This is a genomic window from Actinoplanes solisilvae (genome assembly GCF_003999975.1).
In the GTDB taxonomy this organism is placed as follows: Bacteria; Actinomycetota; Actinomycetes; order Mycobacteriales; family Micromonosporaceae; genus Actinoplanes; species Actinoplanes solisilvae.
This window is the reverse complement of record NZ_RJAC01000016.1, coordinates 96,938-121,335: the sequence shown is the minus strand read 5'-3', so window position 1 is coordinate 121,335 and position 24,398 is coordinate 96,938. Positions and strand designations below refer to the sequence as shown.

24 protein-coding genes are annotated in these 24,398 nt (G+C 69.8%); 7 read left to right on the top strand and 17 right to left on the bottom strand.

Annotation, left to right across the window (positions count from 1 at the left end):
* Window positions 1-112: 112 nt before the first annotated feature.
* From EER30_RS31700 to EER30_RS31680, 5 genes are all read left to right on the top strand, one after another.
* Window positions 113-1,102 carry a LacI family DNA-binding transcriptional regulator gene (locus tag EER30_RS31700; RefSeq protein ID WP_240670421.1) on the top strand — a complete coding sequence of 330 codons (990 nt, stop codon included), beginning with the start codon at window positions 113-115 and terminating at the stop codon, window positions 1,100-1,102.
* Between the two features lie 362 nt (window positions 1,103-1,464).
* Complete coding sequence (locus tag EER30_RS31695) at window positions 1,465-2,820, top strand: ABC transporter substrate-binding protein (RefSeq protein WP_127504324.1); 1,356 nt, start codon at window positions 1,465-1,467, stop codon at window positions 2,818-2,820.
* Window positions 2,820-3,728, top strand: coding sequence for a carbohydrate ABC transporter permease (locus EER30_RS31690; RefSeq protein ID WP_127504323.1), 909 nt, complete (start codon window positions 2,820-2,822; stop codon window positions 3,726-3,728). Before EER30_RS31695 ends, EER30_RS31690 begins: the two co-directional genes overlap by 1 nt.
* On the top strand, window positions 3,725-4,549 hold the full coding sequence (locus EER30_RS31685) for a carbohydrate ABC transporter permease (RefSeq protein WP_127504322.1): 825 nt from the start codon (window positions 3,725-3,727) through the stop codon (window positions 4,547-4,549). The genes EER30_RS31690 and EER30_RS31685 overlap by 4 nt, the downstream gene beginning before the upstream one ends.
* Before the next feature lie 127 nt (window positions 4,550-4,676).
* The gene (locus EER30_RS31680) at window positions 4,677-5,570 is read left to right on the top strand and encodes an SGNH/GDSL hydrolase family protein (protein WP_127504321.1); all 894 of its coding nucleotides are present in this window, start codon (window positions 4,677-4,679) and stop codon (window positions 5,568-5,570) included.
* Window positions 5,571-5,579: 9 nt separating this feature from the next.
* On the opposite strand, the gene EER30_RS31675 is transcribed toward EER30_RS31680, so the two are convergent.
* Genes EER30_RS31675 through EER30_RS31665 form a run of 3 tightly spaced genes read right to left on the bottom strand, consistent with a single transcriptional unit; the run spans window position 5,580 to window position 9,449 of the window.
* Window positions 5,580-6,116 (bottom strand): YceI family protein, encoded by a 537-nt coding sequence (locus EER30_RS31675; RefSeq protein WP_240670420.1) that lies wholly within the window; start codon window positions 6,114-6,116, stop codon window positions 5,580-5,582.
* Window positions 6,117-6,127: 11 nt separating this feature from the next.
* A complete protein-coding gene (locus tag EER30_RS31670) occupies window positions 6,128-8,788 on the bottom strand; it encodes an ATP-binding protein (RefSeq protein ID WP_127504320.1) in 2,661 nt (886 codons plus the stop codon).
* Between the two features lie 16 nt (window positions 8,789-8,804).
* Window positions 8,805-9,449, bottom strand: a complete 645-nt coding sequence (locus tag EER30_RS31665) for a hypothetical protein (protein ID WP_127504319.1) — start codon at window positions 9,447-9,449, stop codon at window positions 8,805-8,807.
* A 17-nt stretch (window positions 9,450-9,466) separates the two neighbouring features.
* Between EER30_RS31665 and EER30_RS31660 the strand changes: the two genes are divergently transcribed.
* A complete protein-coding gene (locus EER30_RS31660) occupies window positions 9,467-9,649 on the top strand; it encodes a hypothetical protein (RefSeq protein ID WP_127504318.1) in 183 nt (60 codons plus the stop codon).
* On the opposite strand, the gene EER30_RS31655 is transcribed toward EER30_RS31660, so the two are convergent.
* The 5 genes from EER30_RS31655 to EER30_RS31635 form a co-directional block, all read right to left on the bottom strand.
* A complete protein-coding gene (locus EER30_RS31655) occupies window positions 9,623-10,702 on the bottom strand; it encodes an App1 family protein phosphatidate phosphatase (RefSeq protein ID WP_127504317.1) in 1,080 nt (359 codons plus the stop codon). The genes EER30_RS31660 and EER30_RS31655 overlap by 27 nt on opposite strands.
* A 68-nt stretch (window positions 10,703-10,770) precedes the next feature.
* The gene (locus tag EER30_RS31650) at window positions 10,771-11,499 is read right to left on the bottom strand and encodes a hypothetical protein (protein WP_127504316.1); all 729 of its coding nucleotides are present in this window, start codon (window positions 11,497-11,499) and stop codon (window positions 10,771-10,773) included.
* A 45-nt stretch (window positions 11,500-11,544) separates the two neighbouring features.
* Complete coding sequence (locus EER30_RS31645) at window positions 11,545-11,760, bottom strand: hypothetical protein (RefSeq protein ID WP_127504315.1); 216 nt, start codon at window positions 11,758-11,760, stop codon at window positions 11,545-11,547.
* 140 nt (window positions 11,761-11,900) lie between these two features.
* Complete coding sequence (locus EER30_RS31640; protein WP_127504314.1) at window positions 11,901-12,110, bottom strand: hypothetical protein; 210 nt, start codon at window positions 12,108-12,110, stop codon at window positions 11,901-11,903.
* A gap of 101 nt (window positions 12,111-12,211) precedes the next feature.
* The gene (locus EER30_RS31635) at window positions 12,212-13,036 is read right to left on the bottom strand and encodes a class I SAM-dependent methyltransferase (protein WP_127504313.1); all 825 of its coding nucleotides are present in this window, start codon (window positions 13,034-13,036) and stop codon (window positions 12,212-12,214) included.
* 99 nt (window positions 13,037-13,135) lie between these two features.
* Between EER30_RS31635 and EER30_RS31630 the strand changes: the two genes are divergently transcribed.
* Window positions 13,136-14,359, top strand: coding sequence for an ROK family protein (locus tag EER30_RS31630; protein WP_127504312.1), 1,224 nt, complete (start codon window positions 13,136-13,138; stop codon window positions 14,357-14,359).
* A gap of 119 nt (window positions 14,360-14,478) precedes the next feature.
* On the opposite strand, the gene EER30_RS31625 is transcribed toward EER30_RS31630, so the two are convergent.
* From EER30_RS31625 to EER30_RS31585, 9 genes are all read right to left on the bottom strand, one after another.
* On the bottom strand, window positions 14,479-14,997 hold the full coding sequence (locus EER30_RS31625) for a hypothetical protein (protein WP_127504311.1): 519 nt from the start codon (window positions 14,995-14,997) through the stop codon (window positions 14,479-14,481).
* 64 nt (window positions 14,998-15,061) lie between these two features.
* The gene (locus EER30_RS31620; protein WP_127504310.1) at window positions 15,062-16,450 is read right to left on the bottom strand and encodes a GH1 family beta-glucosidase; all 1,389 of its coding nucleotides are present in this window, start codon (window positions 16,448-16,450) and stop codon (window positions 15,062-15,064) included.
* Window positions 16,447-17,451 (bottom strand): ABC transporter ATP-binding protein, encoded by a 1,005-nt coding sequence (locus EER30_RS31615; protein ID WP_127504309.1) that lies wholly within the window; start codon window positions 17,449-17,451, stop codon window positions 16,447-16,449. Before EER30_RS31615 ends, EER30_RS31620 begins: the two co-directional genes overlap by 4 nt.
* Window positions 17,452-18,501 (bottom strand): ABC transporter permease, encoded by a 1,050-nt coding sequence (locus EER30_RS31610; protein WP_127504308.1) that lies wholly within the window; start codon window positions 18,499-18,501, stop codon window positions 17,452-17,454.
* Between the two features lie 4 nt (window positions 18,502-18,505).
* Window positions 18,506-19,486: an ABC transporter permease gene (locus tag EER30_RS31605; RefSeq protein ID WP_127504307.1), complete on the bottom strand. Its 981-nt coding sequence runs from the start codon at window positions 19,484-19,486 to the stop codon at window positions 18,506-18,508.
* Window positions 19,483-20,535 (bottom strand): ABC transporter ATP-binding protein, encoded by a 1,053-nt coding sequence (locus EER30_RS31600; RefSeq protein ID WP_127504306.1) that lies wholly within the window; start codon window positions 20,533-20,535, stop codon window positions 19,483-19,485. Before EER30_RS31600 ends, EER30_RS31605 begins: the two co-directional genes overlap by 4 nt.
* 62 nt (window positions 20,536-20,597) lie before the next feature.
* On the bottom strand, window positions 20,598-22,286 hold the full coding sequence (locus EER30_RS31595) for an ABC transporter substrate-binding protein (protein WP_127504305.1): 1,689 nt from the start codon (window positions 22,284-22,286) through the stop codon (window positions 20,598-20,600).
* Window positions 22,287-22,364: 78 nt separating this feature from the next.
* Window positions 22,365-23,366, bottom strand: coding sequence for a LacI family DNA-binding transcriptional regulator (locus EER30_RS31590; protein WP_127504304.1), 1,002 nt, complete (start codon window positions 23,364-23,366; stop codon window positions 22,365-22,367).
* A gap of 164 nt (window positions 23,367-23,530) precedes the next feature.
* Window positions 23,531-24,397 carry an NAD-dependent protein deacetylase gene (locus EER30_RS31585; RefSeq protein ID WP_127504303.1) on the bottom strand — a complete coding sequence of 289 codons (867 nt, stop codon included), beginning with the start codon at window positions 24,395-24,397 and terminating at the stop codon, window positions 23,531-23,533.
* Between the last annotated feature and the right edge of the window lies 1 nt (window position 24,398).

The following is a 24,398-nucleotide window of genomic DNA, read 5'->3' as shown; positions in this document are numbered from 1 at the left end:
GAGCTTTTTCGGCTGCCCCGGGATCGGTTCCGCGTCGATAGAGTACTTCTGGTAAAACACTTCAACGCTGACGGTCCGCGCCGGCGTCGGGATCGAAGCGAGGGCGATGCCGGTGACGGGTGATCGGGTCACCATCTACGACGTCGCCGACCGCGCTCAGGTCAGCATCTCGACGGTCTCGAACGTCCTCAACAAGCCGGACCGGGTCAGTGCCGGCACCCGGGCCCGGGTGCTGGCGGCCGCCGACGAGCTCGGCTTCGTCCCCCGGATGCATGCGGTCAGCCTGGCCCGGCGCGGCACCGGCCGGATCGGGGTGATGGCCCCGTTCACCTCCTACGGGTCCTACCTGCGCCGCCTGTCCGGCCTGCTGACGGCGGCGGCCAAGCTGGAGATCGACGTGGTTGTCTTCGACCACGAGTCGGCCGCCCTCGCCTCCTCCCCGGTGCTGGCCAGCATGCCCATCCACGGCCGGCTCGACGGGCTGATCGTGATGGGCCTGCCGATCGAGGACGCGATCGCCGAACGCTTCCGGGAACGAAATCTGCCGACCGTGGCCGTCGACGCGGACAGTGCCCTGTTCAGCCGGGTCGTCATCGACGACCGGGACGGCGGCCGGCTGGCGGCCGCCCACCTGCGCGATCGTGGACACCGCCGGATCGGCTACCTGCTCGAACGACAGGTCTCCGACTACGAGTCCCAGGCGATCCGCCGCCTGTCCGGCTTCCGGCAGGTCATCGACGCGGCCGCCGGTGAGGTGGTCGTGGCGTCCAGCGACAACTCGGTCGCCGCCGCCCGGCAGGCGGCCGCGGTGCTGCTGGACAACGGCGACCGTCCCACCGCCGTGATGGCCCATCACGACACGCTCGCCGTCGGCGTGCTGCTGGCCGTCCGCGACCGGGGGCTTCGCGTGCCGGACGACGTGGCTGTGATGGGATTCGACGACGGTGAGGCCGCCACGGCAGCCGACCTGACAACCGTTCGCCAGCCGTTCGAGGAGTCCGGCCGCACAGCCCTCAACGTCCTGCTAGGCCATCTCGACCGGTCGACGTCCCGGTCCACCACCGTGCTCGACGTCAGCCTGGTCCAGCGCTCCACCACCTGAGCGGGCCCGGTCACCGCTTGAGGAGGCCGGCCGCCGGCCACCCGCCCGGCCGCTCAGTCAGCCACTTCCCATGCCGGCCACTCTCGATCGAGCGCCACCGGCTCACCCCCCGCCAGCCAATAAAAGTGCTTTAAGGGAAACGCTTGACACTCCTGTCGCGATGGAGTTTCGTGCTTGTTACACAAGCGCGGGAGGTGGTTCGGACGTCCTCTGAGCCCAGCCGGAGTCCGGAGTTCCCCCTGCTTCGCCCCCACGCCGCACGTGCCCGCGCCGAGCGCGTTCCGCCGTCACGACCCACCCCGCGCCTCAACCGGCGGTGATTTCTCCTCGCCGAAACTCTTTCGCGATTCTGGAGGCCCGACATGGCTCACCGATCCCCCGGCCGGCGATTGTTCGCCGCTCTGACCCTGACCGGACTGCTCGCCTCCGCGGCCTGCAGCGCCCCCGGCAGTGACTCGGGCAGCACTGAGACGGACGCGAGCGCCGCCCCGGTCACGTCGGCCACCTGCGGCACCGGGCCGGTCACCTTGAAGGGTTACTTCGAGACCGGCTTCCCCCTGCCGAAGAACCTGTCGGACGAGTTCACCAAGCAGTTCCCCAACGTCAAGTGGGACATCCGCGAGGATCAGTTCGCGGTGATCACGCAGAACGCGCCCCGGGTCCTCACCGACGACCCGCCGGACCTGATGCGTCTCCCCCAGGTGTCCGAGCTCGTCAAGGACGGCCTGCTGAAGAACCTGGACGGCTACGCGCAGGCCTTCGGCTGGGACAAGTGGCCGGCTTCCCAGCTCGAGCAGATGCGGGTGTCCTCGACCGGCGAGCGAGGTGACGGGCCGCTGTCCGCGATGGGTCTCAACTTCAGCATGACCGGCGTCTTCTACAACAAGAAGCTGGCCACCCAGATCGGCATGACGCAGCCGCCGGCCACTCTGGCCGAGTTCGACACCGTGCTCCAGAAGGCCAAGGACGCCGGGCTGGTGCCGATCAACCAGTTCAACGGTGGCGCCACCGGCGGCCTGGCCTTCCCTCTGCAGAACCTGATGGCCGCGTACGGAGACCCGGCCGCCATCAACCAGTGGATCTTCCAGAAGTCCGGAGCGACGATCGACACGCCGACCAACCTGCAGGCGACTCAGCACCTGGAGAAGTGGCTCAAGGCGGGCTTCTTCGCGCCTGACATCAACTCTCAGGACTACGCCACCATGATGAGCCGCTTCATCGGCGGCAAGAACCTGTTCATCTTCGACGGCGACTGGGAGTCGGGCAATCTCGACAAGCAGATGGCCGGCAACGTGGGCTTCTTCCTGATGCCCTCGGCCCAGGCGGGCGGCAAGCGGGCCGCCATGTCGGCCCCGCTCACCTACGGCATCAGCAGCAAGGCGAAGAACGCCGACTGTGCCGCGTTCTTCCTGAACTGGGTCGCCACCAATCAGCAGGCGCGCGACATCGCGGTCGAGGTCGGCGGCTCGCACCCGATGGGTCCCGCGGACGCCTACATGCCCGAGGTCGCCAAGGACACGGTGACCGCGAGCACGCTGGCCGCCGGCGCCACCATCGGCCAGGACAACGGCGCGATGGACTTCATCGCCAACGCCACCGGCGCCATCTACGCCAAGGGCTGGACTCCGCAGTTGCAGAAGCTCGCCGCCGGCCAGCAGAAGCCGGACGCGTTGCTCAAGTCCGTGCAGAAGGACTACGAGAGCCAGGTCAAGGACTGATGCCCCACCCGAGCACGGGGCGGCGTGCGCGACGCGCACGCCGCTCCCGGGTCGCCTGGATCGGCTGGTTGTTCGCCCTGCCCGCGGTCGTCATGTACGCCACGTTCGTGCTGCGGCCGTTGCTGCTGACCGTGCAGTACTCGTTCTACGACTGGAACGGGATCGGATCCTCGACGTGGGTCGGTCTGGCCAACTACGGCCGTCTGGTGACCGATCCCGAGTTGTTCGCCACGATCGGCCACGCCTTCGAACTGATCCTTTTCTTCAGCCTGATCCCGGTGCTGCTCGGACTGTTCGTCGCGGCCACGATCCGGGGCATCGCGCGGAGCCGCCTGGCCACGGTGGCCCGTACGGTGCTGTTCCTGCCTCAGGTCATCCCGCTGGTCGCGGCCGGCATCATGTGGAGCTGGCTGCTCTCCTCCACCGGCCTGGCCAACGAATTGCTGTCGGCGGTCGGGCTCGGCCGCCTCACCCGCGCCTGGCTCGGCGAGTTCGGCACCGCCCTGCCCGCGGTCGGCATCATCGGCGCCTGGGTGCTGGTGGGGCTCTGCACGCTGCTGCTGCTGGCCGGCATGAGCAAGATCGATCCGGCGCTGTACGAGGCGGCCCGTCTGGACGGCGCCGGTCCGGTCCGGGAGTTCGCCTCGATCACCCTTCCCAGCCTGCGCCAGGAGATCGGCGTGTGCGTCACCGTGACCGTGATCGCCGCCCTGGCCAGCTTCGACATCGTCTACATCGCCACCCAGGGCGGACCGGGCAACAGCACCATGGTGCCCGGCCTGGAGATCTATTACCTCGCCTTCTCCGAACGCGAGGTCGGCATGGCCTCGGCTCTCGCCGTCGCGCTGGTGATCCTCGTCCTCGCGTGTGTCATTCCGTTGCAACGATTTGCCCGGGACGCCCGATGATCGTCAGCCGTCGCGAGGTCATGACCGGACGAGTGCTCCTCGTCCTGCTGATGGCGGTCACCGTCATACCGTTCGTCAGCCTGTTCGTCACCGCCCTGCACCCCGCCGGCACCTATCCCTCGGGACTGTCCTGGCCCGAGAATCCACAGTGGGGCAACTTCGCCGACGCGTTCCGCGTCGCGAAGATGGGTCAGCTGCTGCTGTCCAGCGGCCTCATCGTGCTCGGCGTCGTCCCGATATCGTTGCTGCTGGGCACCATGGCCGGCTTCGCCTTCGGCCACCTGCGCGTGCCGGGCCACAAGATCGGCTTCGTCGTCTTCCTGCTCGGGCTCACGCTGCCCTTCGAAGGCATCATCACGCCGCTCTATTACCAGATCCGCGACATGGGACTACTCAACACCCGCTGGGCCATCATCCTGCCGCTGATCGGCCTGTTCATGCCGTTCTCGGTGGTGTGGATGCGCGCGCACTTCGTCACGATGCCCGACGAGGTGTCCGAGGCGGCCCGCATCGACGGCGCCGGCACCTGGCAACTGTTCTGGCGCGTGCATCTGCCGCTGGCCACGCCGGCCCTCTCGTCGCTGGCCATCCTGTTGTTCCTCTGGACCTGGAACCAGTTCCTGCTGGCCATCGTCCTCGTCGACGACCCGGCCAAACGGACCATGGCGGGCGCCCTCGGCGCCTTCCAGGGGCAGTGGGGCACCGACATCCCTCTGCTGTGCGCCGGCGCACTGCTGATCCTCGTGCCGACCCTGTCCATCTTCCTCATCTTCCAGCGCCGCTTCGTCGCGGCTCTGCTCCAGGGTTCGATCAAAGGCTGACCATGAACGCCAGACAACTCGTCATTCCGCCGCCACGTCTTGCCGTCGCCCCTATCGCGCGGGCCGGTTCCCCCGGCGCGACACCGCCGGTGCTCGACGCCGGCCGCCCGGCCGCCGGGGGGCTCGCATGACCCCGCCGCGCAGCCTCACCGACGACGAACGCCGTGAGTTCGTGCGCTACACCCGCACCCGGTCGTGGCCGATGCTCGGGCGATTCCCCGTCGACGACGACCTGCACGCCGAACTGCTGGCCCAGATGCTGGGCGGCACTCCGGAGGCGGTCGGCTCGCTGCTGCGGCAGTTCGAGGACGAGGCACGGGCGGCGGCCGAGTCGATGCTGGCCGACCCCGCCTATCGGGAGGCCGTCACCACGCTGCCGTTCCGGACGGAGGATCGCGTCGTCGCGGTCGGCGACTCGGTCACCGCCGACCGGCTCGGCTGGTTCGAACTGCTCTCGGCGTCGGTCGGCCTGGCCGGTGGCGCCGGCCCGACCCTGATCAACCTCGGTGTCAGCGGCAACACCACCGCCGACGTCATCGAGCGTTTCGATCTGCTGGAGGCGGCCCGGCCGAGCTCGGTGCTGCTGATGCTCGGCACCAACGACGCCCGGGCCCACGGCCGCACCGCCCGCCATCGCATGGTCACGGCCGACGAGACCGAGCGCAACCTGCGGGTCCTGGTCGACCTGATCACCGGCGATCTGAACGCGACGGTCACGGTCATCACCCCGCCCGCGGTCGACCAGAGCCGCGTCGACGCCTTCTTCCGGGACGCGCCCGTGCACTGGGAGGCGGCCGCGGTCGCCGAGGTGGCCGACGTCGTCCTCAAGGCCGCCCACGAGGCCCTCGACCTGCACCGGATCACCGGCCGGCACACTCACGAGGACCTCCTGGAAGCCGACGGGGTCCATCCGAACTCCGCCGGCCAGCGGTTCATCCTGACCCACGTCCTGCGGCACCTGCACGGACGCGGCCGGCTCGGACCACCCGGACATCTCGGAGCGGACCACACCACCGGCTGACCGGCACCCCTACGCCGCCCACAGATCGAGCGTCAACCTCACCGGCCGGGCGATGATCGCCCGGCCGGCGCCCACACCCGCGGCCACCCGATCGATCGTGGCCGAGGCGACGAAGTGGCATCCTGAACCCGTCCACTCGGCCTCTTCGACGGTGAGGGTCACCTCGCTGTCGCGGCCCCGAACCCGCAGCACCCCGTCGATCAGCCAGCCGTCGGATCCCGCCCGGCAGCCCGTGCTGCGGAAGGCGATCACCGGATGCGAGCCGGCGTGGAGGAACCGCTTTCCGGTGACGTCCTTGTTGCGGCGTTCGTCGTCGGAACGGAAGGTTGCCGCATCGAGCATCGCGGAGCAGGTCGAGGCGGCCAGGTCGGGGGCCACGGTCACGGTGCCGCCGCGCAGGTCGACCGTCGCCGCGACCGGTTTGAGGCCGAAGACGTGGGTCGCGGTGAGGCGGCAGGACGAGCGTGACGGGTCGATGGTGTAGGTGCCGGGCTGGATGCTGGTGTGCACGTTTGTCGTCATGCCGTTCAGCTTCGGCGCGGGCACCGACGAAAACCTCAGTGCCGGTACTGAGGTTCGCCACGTAGAGCGGCCCGGTTCTCGACCCCCAGCTTCGCGAGGATGTTGCGGACGTGCGTCTCGACCGTGCGTTCCGAAAGCACCAGCTGGGAGGCGACGGCCCGGTTCGACAGGCCTGAGGCGACCAGCCCGGCGATCTCGCGTTCCCGGGCTGTGAGGTCGTCGCGGGCCAGCGCGGTGGCTTCCGCGGCGATGATCGGCAGGCCCAGACCGCGGGCGGTCGCGAGCGCGGCCGACGCGAGTTCCCGGGAGCGGCGGGGGTCGGTGGTGCGCAGACTTCGGGCGTACGCGGTCTGGGCCTGGGCGAGGAAAGCCGGCGCGCCGATCCTCTCCTCCATCGCCACCGCATCGGCCAGGTGCTGGTTCGCGGACGGCAGGTCCAGGGCGAGAGCGATCGTGCCCAGGGACCGGTCGATCGCGCCCCGGCAGCCTGACATCGAGTTCAGGAAGAGCCCGGACCACGGCAGGATCCGCGTGTAGCAGTCCGAGGCCAGCGATTCGTCGCCCAGCCACGCCGCGAGTTCCCCGGCCACCACGGTCACGAACGGCCGGCGACCGTCGGCGGGCAGCCGAGGTACGACGGGCCGCAGCTTGCGCAGGGCCGTCATCGCGCCCTCCCGGTTCCCGCGTTCCAGAGCGGTCAGCCCCATCTGCGCCGTGCCGATGGCCATCTCGTCGCCGAAGTCGAACGAGTCGGCCCACGAGTAGTCGCCGGTCAGCGACGCGCAGCCGCCGAGGAACGCGTAGTAGAGGTACGGGGCGGAGGCATCCTGGGACCGGCCCGCGAGATCGCGGGCCGCGGCCGCCAGGTCGAGCGCGGAGCCGAGCCGGCCGGCGAGCAGGGCTCGGGCACTGCGGGCGCGCAGCAGGTGCCAGCGTGACACCGGCCAGCCCAGCCGGTCGGCCAGCGCGGCCAGCCGGTTGACCTCCGCGTCGAACTCGCCGAGGTCCCCGATCATCAGGTAGGTGTCGAGCCGCCAGGTGCGTCCCCACAGTTCGGCGTCCGGCTGCCCGCTCGGGCCGGCCAGTTCGCAGCTGCGCCGGGCCAGGTCGAGCACCTCGTCGGTCGCGCCGGCCGGGTCGATCGTCTCGTGCCGGGCGTGGATGGCCGCGACCAGCGCCTCCGGCCGGCCCGAGGCGGTCGCGAGTGCCATCGCCTCGCCGCTGATCCGTTCGGCCCGTGCCGGGTCGCGGTCCTCCGCGAGCAGGAACGCGTACTGGGCGAGCACCTGGGCGCGGTCGCCGTCGTCGAGGTCGTGTTCGAGCGCGCGTTCGCAGAGCCGCAGCAGCGCCGGCCCGAGCGGTCCGCCGAAGCCCCGCACGACCAGCGCCGCCGGGGCACCGACACGGTCGACCACCGCCTCGCAGTCGGCCACGGCCAGATCCAACTGCCCATCCCGGTACGCCGCCTCGGCGCGCTCCAGACGCAGCCGCGGGTCGCCCGGCGCGTGCTCGATCGCCCGGCCCAACCAGCGCACCGCCTCGGTGTAGTCGAGGCCACGGGCCGCCGTCCGGGCCGCGGCGGCGCAGGCCTCAGCGGCGGCCCGGCGTGACGCGGGGTCGGCCACCGCCCGCACGCGGTGGCGGGCGATCTCGGCCGGGCTGCCCTGTTCGCGCAGCGCGTCGGCGAGGACCGCGTGCGCCCGGAGCCGTTCGTCGCGTCCGAGCGACTCGTAGACGGCCTGCCGGACGAGTTCGTGCCCGAACCGTACCCGGGCCGGGGCCGACGGGTCGTCGATCAGGATGCCGGCCGTGACCGCCTCGTCCAGCGCCGTCACCGGGACGACCCGGCCCAGGACGGTCACGTCGATCTCGGCGCCCAGGGCGGCGGCCACCGACAGCATGACCTGGGCGGACGCGGAGAGTTGGGCCACCTGGTGAGCGACCAGACGGCGCAGCCCGGCGGGCAGGTCGGGGTGGGCGGCCGGGCGGGCCAGCCGGTCCTCGAGGATCAGCAGGCGCGCCAGCTCGCGGGTGCGCAGCGGGCTGCCACCACCGATCCGGTGCACGACCACGGCCCAGCTCGGGTGGGTCGGGCCCTGCGCGGCGAGATAGTCGCCGACCGCGGCGACGTCCCAGAGACCCAGCAGCAGCACCTCGGCGCCGGGAAGGTCGGGCCGGCGGTCGGAGCGGCTCGTGCCGATCACCAGCAGGCGGGAGCGGTCGATCTCACGGGCCAGCGCCGTGAGCAGAGCGAGGGAAGCCTCGTCGGCCCAGTGGAGGTCTTCGAGCACGAGCACCAGCGGCCGCCGCTCGGCCGCGTCGACGAGGGCCGCGATCGTGGCCTGGATCGCCCGGAAACGCGCGGCCGCCGCCGTGCCACCCTCGTCGGCCAGCAGAAGCAGGGCCGGGGAAAGCCGCGCGGCAGGCTCAGCCGGCGACAACGAGGCTGGTGCGGAGCGCAGCAGGCTTGTCCACGGCCAGAAGCTGGGGGCGCCCTCGTCGGGGTCGGCTCGCCCGGTGAGCACGGTGGCGCCGGCCGCCTGCGCTCGGGCCGCCGCTTCCTCGGCGACCGCCGTCTTGCCGACGCCGGCCTCGCCGACCAGCAGCGCCACCCCGCCGGTGCCCTGTTCGGCGCTCGCTCGCAGGCGGTCGAGGGCGACCACCTCGGCCACCCGCCCCACCAAGCGCGTGCTCATAGTGACAACGTGGCCCCTAGGCAGCGGGGATGTCTACCTCGATCTCGTTCGAGAGGGTGAAACCGGCGCTGAGTTCGAGGTCGTCGCCGCTCCAGAAGCGGCCCGGGTCGTACCAGTTGGGCTGTTTTCCGCCCGGGAGCAGACCCATGTCCTCGTACGTCACCGCGACCACCTCGGCGCAGTACGCGGTCTCGAGTGTCGCCTCGTTCACCTGGCCGCCGCGCAGCCGCACGTTGGGCACCCGGCCGCGCACCCAGCGCCAGGCGAGCTGGGCCGACGACGGGAACGGGGTGCCGTCGAGCCGCGCCACCGTCTTGAGGGCCTTGTCTTCCATCTCTTTGGAGACGCCCGGCTCGATCTGGCGCAGCCAGCCGCGCTGGCCGTAGCGGCGGGCCCACACCGTGACCGCGTCGCGCAGGTCGTGGAGCTGGACGCCGCGCTGGAACGTGCCGGACCACAGGTCGGGCAGCGACCGGCCGAGTTCGGCGTGCCACATGAGCGGCGGCATGTCCTCCACCACGATCGACATGCCGACGTGGTTGACCGGGCTGTTGGTCAGGGTCTGGATGGCCCGGTCGGGGCCGCTGCGGCCGCGGAAGATCCAGATGTCCCCGGTCCGGGTCAGGTCGATGGCCTCATCGAGGCTGATGGCGGCGTCCACGTGTCTATCCTCAAGTGATGCGTTGGTGGAAGGTAGTGGGATTGGCCGGGCTGGCTGGGGTCGCGGCAACCGGAGTCGTCGTCGCGCGGGCCGAGCGGAAACGCCGGCAGTACACGCCCGACGAGATTCGCGAACGCCTGCACCAGCGGGTGGCCGAGGCCGCCGCCGCCGGTTCAGACGACATCAGTATCGCGGAGTAGCGACCACAATCCTGCCCCGTCGGGCGCGGAGAACCAGGTCTTGCCGCCGGAACCGACCGCCTCGGGCGAGCCGGACGGGCCCGGGATGGCGCCGGCCAGCACCGACTGGGTCGGCGACAGCCGCCGGATCGCCACCGCGGCCACGTTTTCCGGGTGGGCGTGGGCGAACTCGGAGTAGATCTCCTGGTCGTGCTGTCCGTCGTCGCCCACCAGCAGCCAGCGGATGTGCGGGAACTCCCGCGACAGCCGCTGCAGGGTGTTGCGCTTGTGTTCCTGGCCGCTGCGGAACCAGCGGTCGGGGGTGGGCCCCCAGTCGGTGAGCAGCAGCGGGCCGGCCGGGTAGAGGTGGCGGGACAGGAACCGGGTCAGGGTGGGCGCGACGTTCCAGGCGCCGGTCGACAGGTAGAAGACCGGGGCGCCCGCGTTGGCCGTGACCAGCCGTTCGTAGAGGACGGCCATGCCGGGCACGGCCATGCGGGCGTGCTCGTCGAGCACGAACGTGTTCCACGCGGCGAGCAGCGGACGCGGCAGGGCGGTGACCATGACCGTGTCGTCGATGTCGGAGATGAGACCGAAGCGGGCCTCGGGATCGACCACCCGGATCGGGGCCTCGGCCGGTTCGGCGCCCTCGGTGAACAGCCGCACCTTGCCCCAGCCGGGCTCGAGGTCGCCCTTGACGCGGGTGTCCACGTAGCCGCTGCGGTCGGTGCGGGTCTCGGTGATCGTGTCGCCGATCTGGATCTTCACGATGGCGTTGTTCACCGGTGAGTTGGTGAAGCTCCGCCAGCCGCGCAGCTTCTCGAGCTTCTTGCGGGACGGGTTGGCCCGGGAGAGCACCACGCGGGCCATCACCCGGGCCCAGCCGGGCGCGCCGTAGCCCGTGTAGGCGGTGATCACGGGCTGCCAGCCCCGGTTGCGCAGGCGGCGTTCGATGATGTCGTGGAGGGCGTCCTCCACCCTCGCGGCCCGGTGCATCCGGATCGCGGAAGGGTGCCCGCCCGCCGGAGTTGCTGCCACTTCCTGGCCCCCTGATCTCCTGATATCGGCGGTCATCCTGCCCGGTACGGTACCCGGACAGCCTGACAACCGCGGGCGAACGGTATGCGATCCACAGGCGACATTCAGGCGGCCGCCTTCACCATCGCCGGGAGCTCGGTCGTCGTCCACTGATCGGCGAACCACTGTTCATCCGCCACCGGTTGCCCGATCACCCCGGCCCGCACCAGTGCCGCCGCGGCCTCGGCCCGCAGGGTACGCAGCGCCTCGGCGGCCAGCTCGGATTCGTGCCAGGTGGCCAGCTCACGTTCGCGGGCCTTCTCGAACTGGGCCTGGCGATGCGCGCGGGCCGCGGAGCGCAGCAGCCTTTCCTGCACCACCGGATGCAGGCGCGGATTCCAGCCGCGATGCGCCAGCACGTCGTTGAGCTGCACGATCGAGAGATCCCGCTGGCGGCAGGCGGCGGTCGCCGCGCGGTGCAGGTAGCGCTCGCGGTCGGCGTTCTCACCCGGCTTGCGGCGGCGGCTCATCAGCGGGAAAGGCGCGGCCAGCTCGGTCTCGCGGGCCCGGCGGTCGGCCTCGTCGAAGGCCAGCCAGGCGGCGTCGGACTCGCGCTGGGCGGCGGCCCACTCGTCGCGACGGCGGACGGCGGTGGCCGCGGCGCGCTCGGCCGCCACGGCGACCTCGCCGGCGAAGCGGAACGCGTCGGCCTGCGCCTCGGTCAGGGGGCGTACGGGAGCCTTGGGCGGCCAGGCGACCAGGGCGGCCGAGACCGCGATGGCGACCAGGATGACCAGCCACAACACGGCGGCCTGGGGCAGGGAGACGAAGAAGCTCTGCACGACGGATTCCAACGCAACCTCACAGGCCGGGAACGACGCTTGAAGGGGGTGATGGGATCAGAGCGTGGGCGGGCCGCGACCGGCCCGGACGCGGAGCACGACGCCGGTGAGCACAGCGATCACCGCGACGGCGAAAACGACCACCGGCAGGCTGACGCGAGCCGGGGTGCGAAGAGGGGCGAGAGCCAGGGCCAGCAGGGCCAGACCGGTGAGAAAGCGCAGGAAGCGGTGCCCGTCCCAGTCTCGGGGGAACACTCGCGCCACGGCCGTCACACGGACCAACTTACCTTTTCGCCCGGAAACGCGCATGGCTCATCCGAGTTACGGCCATCTCGTCCCGAATCCCTCGAACGGGTGATCGACAAAGAGAAGCGGCGCCTGGCCGAAGCCGGGCGCCGCCGAACCCGCGGTGCCTACTTGCTGGGCTCCGGGATGTCGCACTTGATCTTCGGGTTCACGCCGACCCAGTTCAGCGGGCCGGCCAGAGTGGTGACCGCGATCGTGCCGAACTCGGCACAACTCGTGTTGCTCGTGTCGGAGAAATAGCCGCGCTCGTAGGCGGCGACGCCACCGAGGACGAGCCAGATGATAAGAATCAAACCGCCGATCGAACCGGCTCGCATCGGGGGCCTCCTATGCCGTGGGGATGCCCACCGATACCCCGATCAGTTCAGTCTCTAAACGGGAGGCTTGATCGCAAGGGTCCGCGGGGGCGCGGCATCGTTCAAGCCTTGACCGCTTGCAGGGTGTACGTGTGCGGCAACCGGTTCGGCCGGTCGACGAGTTGATATTCGCCGTTCCCGATGTCCGCCATCTGGCCGCCCTCGAGAGCCTCCCACGGCACGCTCGTGTGCTCGACCAGACCGGTCAGGGTCAACCCCGCTTCCAGTACGGCCGTCACGATCTCGCCGAGGCCGTGGTTCCACTCGGCCGTGCGGTTGTGGGTGAACTCCACATCGGTCTCGACGTAGGTTCCGCCCTCGTCCCAGATCGTCGGCTCGTCGGTTTCGAAGTACGGGTATTCGAGCGCGACGACCCCGTCCTTGCGGTCATAGTCGAGCGCCCACAGCACCGGATGCCCCTCGCGGATGAACAGCCGCCCACCCGGCCTGAGCAGGGCCGCCACCGTGCGAGCCCAGCGGCCGACGTCGGGCAGCCAGCACAGCGCGCCCACTCCGGTGTAGACGAGGTCGTAGCCGTCCCCCACCGCGGCCACCGCGTCGTACACATCCGACTGCACAAAACGTACGTCGGCCCCGGCCACTTCGGCGACGTGGCGGGCCTGTTCGAGCGAGCGTTCCGAGAAGTCGAGCCCGGTCATCGTGGCACCGAGCCGCGACAGCGACACCGTGTCGGTGCCGATGTGGCACTGCAGGTGCACGCCGCGCAGGCCGGAGAGGTCGCCGAGCCGGGGCAGGTCGAACCGCACCGTATCGCTGAGGAACGCGGGGTCGGCGGCGAAACGGTCCACGGCATACGTCGGTGAGGCCGCGTGGGCGGCCGCCCGGTCATCCCAGTTCGCCCGGTTGAGGTCGCGATAGTCGGTCACTCGGGCACGATATGCCGACGTCGATACCGGCGGCTTACCATTTTCGGCCCGGCGCGGTTGGATGACAGTTCGGCAACGTCGACAGGCGGGAGCAACGGCTTGGACACCAGGCGTACGACGGTGCGGGACGTCCGGCGGGCGAACCGGTCCGGCCTGCTCACCGACCTGTTCCACGGCGGTCTGCAGAGTCGGCAGCAGCTCGCGGCCAGCACCGCGCTGAGCCAGGCCAGTGTCAGCAACCTGATCGGCGAGATGATCGAGGAGGGTCTGGTCGAGGAGGCCGGCCTGGTCGGCTCGGACGGCGGGCGCCCGCGCGTTCTGCTGCGGGTGCGGCCCGGCTTCCGTTACGTGGTCGGCGCCGACGTGGCCGAGACCCGCGTGCTCGTCGAGCTCTACGACCTGGAGATGTCCCGGCTGGCCGCGGTGACGCTCGACCACGACGACCGTCCCGAGCAGGTCGCCGACCGGCTGCTGTCCGGCCTGCGTACGGTCGTCGACGACGCCGGCGTCTCCCCGGCCGACGTGCTCGGCTTCGGCGTCGGGGTGCCCGGCGTGGTCGGTCAGGACGGGGTGGTCGACTCGCAGTCGACCGGGTGGGACTCGGTGCCGCTGAGCGACATGCTGCGGGCCGGGACCGAGGTGCCGATCTTCGTCGAGAACGGCGCGAAGACGCAGGGCCAGGCCGAGATGTGGTTCGGCGCGGGCCGCGGCGCCCGGCACGCGGTCATCGTCATGATGGGTACGGGCGTGGGCGCGGCCGTGGTCATGGACGGGCGCGGCTACTACCGGGGCGCGAACAGCAACGCCGGCGAGTGGGGGCACACGACCCTGATCTACGACGGGGACGAGTGCCGGTGCGGGGCGCGGGGCTGCCTGGAGGCGTACATCGGCGCGGAGCGCATCGGCCGGCGACTCGCGGCCGCGATCGGGGAGCCGTACTCCGCGGAGCTTCTCCCCCGGCTGCTGGCGACGCGGGAGTTGCCGCCCGCCGCCGTGCAGGTTTTCGAGCGGACGGCCGGCTATCTGGGCGCCGGGCTGGGCGACCTGATCAACCTGTTCAGCCCTGAACGCATCGTGCTCGGCGGCGACACGGGTTCCGTCCTGGGCGCCCGCTTCCTGGCCGACATCCGAGCCGCCGCGGCCCGGCACGCGCTGCGACGCCCCTACGCCCAAACAAGAATCACCGTTTGCGAACTGGGCGTCGACGCGGTGGCCATGGGCGCGGCGACGCTGCCGATCGCCCACCTGCTGGCCGAGGGCGGCCTGCCGGAAGCAGCCGAGCCGATCCTCATCTTCACGCCGAGGCAGCGGGCCCGGCGCTAGAGGATCTCGGGCAGCCGTCGGGGCCAGTCGCGCTGATCGAGTGGTTACCGAGGCTCTCCAGGCGGGCCGACGTCGTGGTTCGGTCTCAGCGTGGCCCGTCGGCCACCCCGAGCCGTAGCTCAGAAAAGCGTTGCCCGCTCGGGCGGAGTCGGCGGCGGGACCTCGGCGATGCGGTCGGGTCGCGGATCGTAGTAACCCGGTGCGGCCACCAGCGCGGACTGGAAGAACCTGCCCTCGAGGTCTCCAGGATCATCCGGCACGCCCGGGCGCCACAGCGCGAGCAGCAGATCCGGCGCGACCGCGAAAGCGCCGTCGTCCTCCAGCTCCACCCGGGTCACCGCGGCCAGCCTGCTGATCACCTCGTCGGCGGGCACGCCGAAGAGCGGGATGCCCGCGAACAGGACCGGCAACTCCTGGACAGGCCGGTAGATCTCGACCGCGTCGACCAGCCCGGCGTGATCGCGGCTGATCGAGATCGTCAGGCCCGACTTGTAGTGGAAGTAGCCGGCGCTCACCCGGGAATCGGGGCCGGGCGGCCGATAGCCGGACAGATCTCGGAGAAGCTCGGTCGCCTTGGCGTACTCCATGCCCAGGGTGACCGGCCCGGCGGAGCGCGGAGGATCCAGAAGAATTCGCATGCCTGGCCCAGAGTTTGGCCGGCGCGACGTCAACCGCCGCGCCGGCGTCCTCACGTAACGGGGTTCAGCGTAGGGCGGCGATCGTGTCGCGGAACCAGAGGGCGCTCTGTTTCGGGGTGCGCTGCTGGGTCTCGTAGTCGACGTGGACGATGCCGAACCGTTTCGCGTAGCCCTCGGCCCACTCGAAGTTGTCGAGCAGGGACCAGGCGAAATAGCCGCGCACGTCGGCGCCCTGGTCGCGGGCGGCGGCTACGGCGGCGATGTGCGAGGCGAGATAGGCCGTGCGGTCGTCGTCGGCCACGAAGCCGGTGGAGTCCGGCGAGTCGTCGAAGGCGGCGCCGTTCTCGGTGATCACCATGGGCAGCCCGGGATAGTCGTGGTGGAGCCGCACCAGCAACTTGGTGAAGCGTGAGGGCGTGATCGGCCAGTCCATCGCCGTGCGGGGAGTGTCCGGCGCGACGGCCCGTACGACCGGTTCGCCTGACGCGTCGTGCGTGTTGCCTTCAAGATCGGTGCCGGCGAAGTCCTGTCCGAAGTAGAAGTTGACGCCGAGCACGTCGAACGGGGTGGAGATGACGTCCAGGTCGCCGGAGAGTACGGGCAGGGCCGAACCGCGGGCGGCCAGGTCCGCCACGACGTCAGCCGGGTAGGAGCCGCGGCGCAGCGGGTCGAGGTAGAGCCGCAATCCCATCCCGTCGGCGCGGCGGGCGGCGTCGTGGTCCTCCGCCGTGTCGCCGAGAGGGTCGGCCGTGCCCAGGTTCAGCGTGATGCCGTACGTGTGGGGCCGGGTCTCCGAGGAACGCATCTGTCGCACCGCCAACCCGTGGCCCAGCAGCAGGTGGTGGGTGGCGGCCAGGGACGCGTCGAAGTCTTTGCGGCCGGGCGCGTGCACGCCGATGTTGTAGCCCAGGTAGGCCGAGCACCACGGCTCGTTCAGCGTCGTGAACGTGTCGACGCGGTCCTGCAGCCGTTCGAAAACCAGCGCCGCGTAGTCGGCGAACCGGTAGGCCGTGTCCCGCGCGGGCCAGCCACCCGCGTCCTCGAGTTCCTGCGGCAGGTCCCAGTGGTAGAGCGTGGCCCAGGGGGCGATGCCCTGCGAGAGCAGTTCGTCGACGAGCCTCTCGTAGAAGCCCAGACCGGCCTCGTTGACCGGGCCGCGACCGCCCGGCTGCACACGCGGCCAGGCCACCGAGAACCGGTAGCTGTCGACGCCGAGGCTCTTCATCAGCGCCACGTCCTGCGGCATGCGGTGGTAGTGGTCGCACGCCACATCGCCGTTGTCGCCGTTCGCCACGGCGCCGGGCACACGGGCGAACGTGTCCCAGATGGACGGTGTGCGGCCGTCCTCGGCGGCGGCGCCTTCGATCTGGTACGACGCGGTCGCGACGCCCCAGAGAAAGCTCGGCGGCAGGCCGGTGGCGAGCGGAACGTGCGAGGTGATGGTGGGGTTCATTCTTCTCCAGCAGGTACGGGGTGCAGCCAGCACGCGACGGACCGTACGGATCCGTCGGGGGTGCCTGGGCGGCCGAGCACCGGGATGTTGGCCGAGCACGGGTCGAACGCCTTGGGGCAGCGCGGGTGGAACGAGCAGCCGCTGGGCATGCCGGCCAGGTCGGGCGGCGATCCGGGGATGCCCGCCAGTTCGCGCCGCGGTCCGCGCAGGGCCGGGAAGGAGCCCAGCAGACCCTTCGAGTACGGGTGGAGCGCGTCGCGGTAGATCGTCGAGGCGGGCGCCTCCTCGACGATCCGGCCGCCGTACATGATCGCGATCCGGTTGGAGAACTCGACCAGCAGCGACAGGTCGTGCGTGATGAAGATGACCGAGAAGCCGAGCCGTTCGCGCAGCTCGATGAGCTGTCCGAGGATCTGCCGCTGCATCACCACGTCGAGCGCCGTGGTCGGCTCGTCCATGATCACGACCTGCGGTTGCAGGATCAGCGCCATCCCGATCATGACGCGTTGCCGCATGCCGCCGGAGAGCTGATGCGGGTACGCCTCCATGCGGTCGGGCGAGATGCCGACGACCTTGAGCATCTCGCGCGCACGGGCGTTGCGGCTGTGTTCGCTCATCTTCGGCTCGTGGGCCCTGAGCACATCGGTCAACTGCGTCGAGATCTTGTGTACGGGGTTGAGCGAGTTCATCGCCCCCTGGAAGACGATCGCCGTCTCGGCCCAGCGGAAGGCCCGCAATTCGTTGTCCGTCAGGCGCAGGACGTCGTACGCGGGGCTCCTCTCGGGGTGGTAGACGACCTCGCCGCCCGTGATCACCCCGGGTGGGGCGAGCAGCCGGGTCAGGCCGTACGCCAGGGTCGATTTGCCGGAGCCGCTCTCGCCGGCCAGGCCCAGGACCTCGCCGCGGTGCAGGGTGAGGTTGACGTCGCGGACCGCGTGCACGGCCTTGTCACCCAGCCCGTAGTCGACGTTGAGGTTGCGAATCTCGAGGACGGGTTCCATCTACTTGACCGCCTCTCGCGGCAGAGGGCGGGCGTGTGTGTGCGGCTCGGCCGAGTTGGACAGCACGGGGGTGAAGCCGATCCTCATCCGTACGGTGCCGCCGGAGGCTGTCTTGAGCTTGGTCTTGCCCGCGCTGCGCAGCCGGGGGCTGACGAATTCGTCGATCCCGAAGTTGATCAGCGAGAGGGCGGTGCCGAGGAAGGCGATCGCCAGGCCGGCCGGGACGAACCACCACCACGCGCCCTGGCCGAGCGCCTGCTGGCCCTGCGCCCAGAAGAGGATCGTGCCCCAGTTCCAGCCCGAGTTCGACGTGATGCCGATGAACGCCAGCGTGATCTCGGACAGGACCGCGAAGATCACCGTGCCGACGAAGCCGGACGCGATCACCGCGGTGAGGTTGGGCAGCAGTTCGAAGATGACGATGCGCCAGGTCTTCTCGCCGGTCGCGCGGGCGGCCTCGACGTAGTCGCGCCGCCGCAGCGAGAGGGTCTGCGCGCGCAGCACCCGCGCGTTCCACGACCACGACGTCAGGCCGATGATCAGGGCGATCAGGGTGTCGCTGGCATTCTCGAGAATCGACGTAATGATGATCATCAGCGGGACGGCCGGGATGACCAGGAAGACGTTGGACAGCGCGGAGAGCGTGTCGTCGGCCTTGCCGCCGAGGTAACCGGCCGTGACGCCGATCAGCACCGACAGCACGGTCGCGATCGTGCCGGCCAGGAAGCCGACGAACATGACGCTCTGGGTGCCCTCGAGCACCTGGCTGAAGACGTCCTGCCCGAGGTGGGTGGTGCCGAACCAGTGGTCGGCCGACGGCGGTTGCACCAGGTCGTTGCCGCGCGCGCTGGGGTCGTACGGGGTGATCCACGGGCCGATGATCGCGAGGACGACGTAGACGCCCAGGATGACCAGGCCGGTGGCGGCCTTGCCGTTGCGCAGGAACAGGAAGCGCTGCCGTTTGGCCTTGCCGGGACGGACGCTCTCGGGCTGGGCCATCGAGCCCTGGCCGGGGATGACCTGCTCGATGCTCGAGGTCGGGATGGTCATCGACTTAGCCCTCCTTGCGGGTGCGCGGGTCGAGGAGCATGTAGGCGACGTCGGCCAGCAGGTTCGCGACCAGTACCGAGATCGTGATGATCAGGAAGATGCCCTGCATGAGCGGGTAGTCCTTGGCCCCGAGCGCCTGCAGCAGGATGAAGCCGAGGCCGGGGTACGAGAAGACGATCTCGACCAGCAGCGTGCCGCCGACGATGAAGCCCAGCGAGAGCGCGAAGCCGGAGACGTTGGGCAGCAACGCGTTGCGCGCCGCGTAGCCCACCGCGACCCGCCGCTCGGACAGGCCCTTGGCGTGCGCGACGGTGATGTAGTCCTCGGACGACACCGTCACCATCATGTTGCGCATGCTCAGGATCCAGCCGCTGACCGACGAGATCAGGATCGTCAGCGCCGGGAGCAGGCTGTGCTGGATGGCGCTGGGGATGAAGTACTGGTCCCAGGCCGGGATCAGGCCCGAGTCGAAGCCGCCGGAGGACGGGAAGAAGCTGTCCGGCCCGGCGAGCAGGTAGATCGCGATGATGCCGAGCCAGAAGTAGGGCACCGACGAGAAGAACGTGGTGACCGGCAGCAGGCCGTCGGCCCACGAGCCGCGACGCCACCCGGCGACCACGCCGAGACTGGTGCCGAGCAGGAAGCTGATGATCGTGGTGACGCCGACCAGCAGGATCGTCCAGGGCAGCGCGTCGCCGATCACCTGGGAGACCGGGGCCGGGAAGAACGTGAACGACAGCCCGAGGTCGCCGCGGAAGAGCTGCCCCCAGTAGTCGATGTACTGCGACCAGAGGCTGCGGTCGTCGTCGAGTCCGAACAGGACGTAGAGCGAGTTGATCGCCTCGGAGCTGAGCTGGCCGCGGAACTTGGCGATCAGCGACTGCACCGGATCGCCGGGGACCAGCCGGGGGATGAAGAAGTTCAGCGTGATCGCGGCCCACGCGGTGAACAGGTAGAACGCGATGCGTTGCAGAAAGTACTTCACGCCGGGACCTCTGCCTTCGCGTCGTACAGCCAGCACGCCGCCCAGTGACCGGGGACGTCGCCGATCTCCAGCCGGACCGGCAGGTCGGTGGAGCAGCGCGGCATCGCCGACGGGCAGCGCGGGTGGAAGCGGCAGCCGCTCGGCGGGTTGATCAGGCTCGGCGGCTCGCCGTTGCCGCGGTCCTCGTCGAGCGGGTCGGCGTCGCCGGCCAGCCGATCGGGATCGGGGGCGGAATCGATCAACAGCCGGGTGTACGGGTGGGCCGGCGTCTGCGTCACGGTCTCGCTGTCGCCGCCCTCGACCATCCGGCCCGCGTACATCACCAGGGTCTCGTCGGCGAAGTAGCGCGCCGAGGCGATGTCGTGGGTGATGTAGAGGATCGCCAGGTTGAGGCGTTCCTTCAGGTCGCGCAGCAGGTTGAGCACGCCGAGGCGGATCGAGACGTCCAGCATGGACACCGGCTCGTCGGCCAGCAGGGCCTCGGGCCGGGCGCCGAGCGCGCGGGCGATCGCGACACGCTGGCGCTGGCCGCCGGAGAGCTCGTGCGGGAACTTGTCGAGGTAGCGCTCGGGCGGGGTGAGGCTGACCTGGGTGAGCAGTTCGTGCAGCGCGTTCTCGAGGTCGGCGTCGGTCTTGCCCGCATTGTGGTGGATCTTCAGCGAGCGGGTCAGGTGATAGCGGATCGTGTGCACGGGATTCAGGGACGCGAACGGGTCCTGGAAGATCATCTGGACGCGGGCCGCGTACGCCCGGAACGCACCGCCGCCCTTGACCGTCGTGGACTCGCCGTGCAACCGGATGTCGCCGTCCGTGCGCGGGTAGAGCTGGGCGAGCAGGCGGGCCACGGTGCTCTTGCCCGAGCCCGACTCGCCGACGAGCGCGACCACCTGGCCGCGCCGCAGGGTGAGCCGCACGTCGTCGACGGCGTGCACGGCCGGGCGTTCCTTGGAGAACAGCTTGCGCAGCCCTCGGCGTACGGGAAAGTGCTTGGTCAGGCCGATCGCCTCGAGCACCACCTCGCCGGCGCGCGCCTTCGCGTCCTGGGTCATTGATGGACCTCTTTTAAAAGGGGCCGCTCCCGCCCGGCGGCACGGGCGGGAGCGACCACGAATCAGGAGTTGGCGGGCTTCAGCTTGCTGATGATCAGCGACACGTACGGCTGGGTCGGCTGTCCGCCGGAGTACGGGTCGGCGTCGGTCGGCCAACCGGTCCAGTTCTTGTCGCTGTAGGCGGCGCCCACGTTGTCCGCGCCGACCGGGAACATCGGCGCCTGCTCCACGAAGATCTTCTGGATCTTGTTCATGGCCGTGGTGCGGTCGGCGTCGCTGGTGGCGTTCGCGTAGGCCTTCAGCGCCGCGGTCGCCTCGGGGCTCTTGAAGCGGCCGAAGTTGCCCTGCTGGGCGGCGGTGCCGATGGGCTTGAGCATGTCGCCGTCCATGACGGTCTGGTAGATGTCGTACGGCGTGGCGCCGCCGTTCGTCCACCGCATCGAGGCCTCGAAGGCGCCCGTCTGCACGTTCTTGTCCCAGACGTCCTGGTTGGGCTTCTCGACCGTCGCCTCGATGCCGATCTCGGCGAAGTTGCTCTTGATGATCTCCAGCGAGGTCTGGTAGTCCGACCACGGCGCCGGATCGCTGAGCTTGATCTTCACGGGCTTGCCGCTCGGGTCGGTCAGCGTCTTGCCGTTCAGCTTGTATCCCGCAGAGCTCAGAAGAGCCTTGGCCCCCGCGACGTCGTTCGAGAACTCCTTGCCCTTGAACTCCGGGGCGATGAACGCGTCACCGGCGCCCGGCGGCAGGCCGGTAACGCTCTTGATCTCGGGGTGGAAGTAGGCGGCCTCGGCCTGGTTGAAGATGTCGGTTCGGTTGATCACCATGTTCATCGCCTGACGCAGCTTCACGTCGTCGAACGGCTTGATCGTGGTGTTGACATAGAGGCCATGGATGCCGAGCACGCCGGGCGCCCACACCTTGTGGTGCGCCGGGTCCTTGTCGATGAAGGTCGCCTTCGGGTTGGGCAGGAAGACGAACGACCACTCCGAGTCGCCGTTGGCCAGCGCGATGCCCTGCGCGTTGTTGTCGGCGTAGGAGACGTACCGCAGTTCCTTGACCTTCGGAGCGTCCTGCCAGTAGCCCTCGGTGCGGACCGACAGCGTGACGCCGGCCTGGGTGAAGGACTTCAGCGTGTACGGGCCGCTGCCGACCGGGGTCTTGTTGATGTCGGTCGCCGGGTCGGCGATCTTCTCCCAGATGTGCTTGGGCACGATCGGGGTGCTCGCCATGATCTTGTTCTGGTTGACGAACTGCGGCGACTTGAAGCTGACCTTCACCACGTTGCCGGCGACCGAGATCTGGTCGAACGGGATCGCGTGCTGGTTGAGCGCCTCGTTGCCCTTGAGCAGGGTGAACGTGTAGGCCACGTCGTCGGCGGTCAGCTTCTGGCCGTCCGACCAGGTCGCGTTGTCGCGCACGGTGACCTCGGCCGACTTGAAGTCGTCGGCCCACTTCACGCCGCTGGCCAGCCACGGGATCGCGGGCTCGGCCGGCTTGACCGGGTTCCACTGCAGCAGCGGCTCGTAGAGCATCCACTTGTAGCCGAGCGAGTTCGCCGAGGACGTGCCGGCGAACGGGTTGTGGTTCTCGGTCTGCGTGCCGTTCGGCATGCCGATCTTGAGGAAGTCGACCGACTTGCTGGCGTTGCTGTTGGCGTTCTCGGCATTGGGCGACTCGCCGCACGCGGCCAGACCGCCCGTGGCGAGCGCACCCGCCAGGGCGACCGCGAACAGTTTCCTTCTCTGCATCGCAAAATCTCCTCGAAATGTGGGCGTGCGGTATCGCGGCACCGGACTGCGGCCCGGCGCCTTCGGATTCGTAGTGTTTTAAGCGACCGTCGAGGGCCGCTCGGTGAAGGTGGTGGGGATGACGGTCGGACGGTTGGGCAGGGGTGTGCCCTCAAAATGGGCGAGCAGCGTGCGAGCCGCCGCCTCACCCATCTCGCGCAGGGGTTGGTGCACGGTGCTCAGCGGCGGCTGGGTGTGCGCCGCGGTCGGGATGTCGTCGAAGCCGACGACGGCCACGTCTTGCGGGATGCGGCGGCCGGCGGCGAGCAGCGCCTGCATCGCGCCGATGGCGGCGAGGTCGTTGTGGGCGAACACCGAGTCGAATTCCACACCGGACTCGATGGTTGCTTTCACGGCGGCGGCACCGCAGGCCTTGGTGAAGTCGCCCGGACGCAGGCGGTCGGCGTCGATCGCCAGCCCGGCCTCGGCGAACACCGACGTGAAACCGTTCTGGCGCTGCTGGGTGCAGCCGAACTGCTCGGGACCCGAGATGACCAGGGGCCTCGTACGCCCGATCGCGAGCAGATGGCGGGCGGCCGAGCCGGCCCCGTCGTGGTTGGTGGTGCCGACGCTGGGGATCTCGCCGGAGTTCTGGTCGCGGTCGTCGATGAGCACGACCGGCAGACCCCGGCGGTGCAGCGTGGCGATGTAGTCGAGCGTTCCCTCGGGCTCGATGACGAGCAGGCCGTCGAACGACTTGGCCGAGACCTGCGCGCCGAACTGGCGCATGGATTCCTCGCCGCGGTTGCAGGTGAACAGCAGCAGGCCGTACCGCTCGGTCTCGAGCACGTCGACCGCGCCCTGGATCACCTCGCCGATCCACGGCCAGGTGAGCGAGGGCACCAGCATGCCGACCACCCGGGTGCGGCCGCGGGCCAGGCCGACAGCGCGCGAACTGGGCACATAGCCCAGCTCGTCGATCACCGCGCGGACCCGGGCCGCGGTGGATTCGTCCAGCTCACCCTTGCCGTTGAGCACTCGGGACACGGTCGTCTTGCTGACCTTGGCCCGGGCTGCCACATCGGCGATGGTGATTGGCACGAGTCCTCCACTGGTGGTGCCGTCGTGTGACCGCTTCGTTGCGCCGGGATTTCGGAACCGGTTTCGGAAGCGGTTTCGGCAGTTAACGCCAGTGAGGCCGGTCACGTCAACGGTGACCATCGATTATTTAGGTTTCAGTGCGATTACGGTCCATCGACGCCCACCTAAATGTGGACCGGTGTGGACAACCCGGCGGCCAGGTGCGGCAGAACAATGCCCAATGGGGCATCGATGTGGAGCTTCGCGTACGGCTCCCCGCGCGTGACACCACGGTTGACGATCGCGACCCGTACGCCGTCCTTCACCGCCCGCAACACAAAGCGGCGCCCGGACATCACCGTCAACGAGGAACCGAGAACCAGCAGCGTGCGGGCGTTCTCGACCAGCTCGAAGCTGCGCGCGACCCGCTCCGGCGGGACCGTCTCTCCGAAGTAGACGACATCCGGCTTGAGCAGGCCGCCGCAGTCCTCGCAGTCGACCACCCGGAACCCGTCGAGGTCGGTGTCGTCGAGCTCGGCGTCGCCGTCGGCGTTGATCGCGACGGCGCTCGCGGCAAAGGTGGGGTTGGCCTCGTCGAGGCGTTTTGTCAGCATTTCACGCGGCGTCAGGTCACCGCAGTCGAGGCAGACGATGCGGGCCAGGTTGCCGTGCAGCTCGACCACGTCGCGTGCGCCGGCCGACTGGTGCAGGCCGTCGACGTTCTGGGTGATGATGCCGTCGACCACGTCCTGTCGTTGCAGGGCAGCCACGGCCAGGTGGCCGTCGTTGGCGCGGGCCTCACCGATCGTGCGCCAGCCGAGGTGCGACCGGGCCCAATAACGACGGCGGGCGATCGGGTCGCGGGTGAAGGTCTGATAGGTCATGGGCGTGCTGCGACGGGCCGACCCGGACGGGCCGCGATAGTCGGGAATGCCGGAATCGGTCGAGAGACCCGCGCCACTCAGAACCACCACGCCGCCCTCGGCCACCCACGCGCCGAGCTCGGCCACCTGCTCCACCACCTGAAGGTCCACGTTTCCATGGTCCCTCATC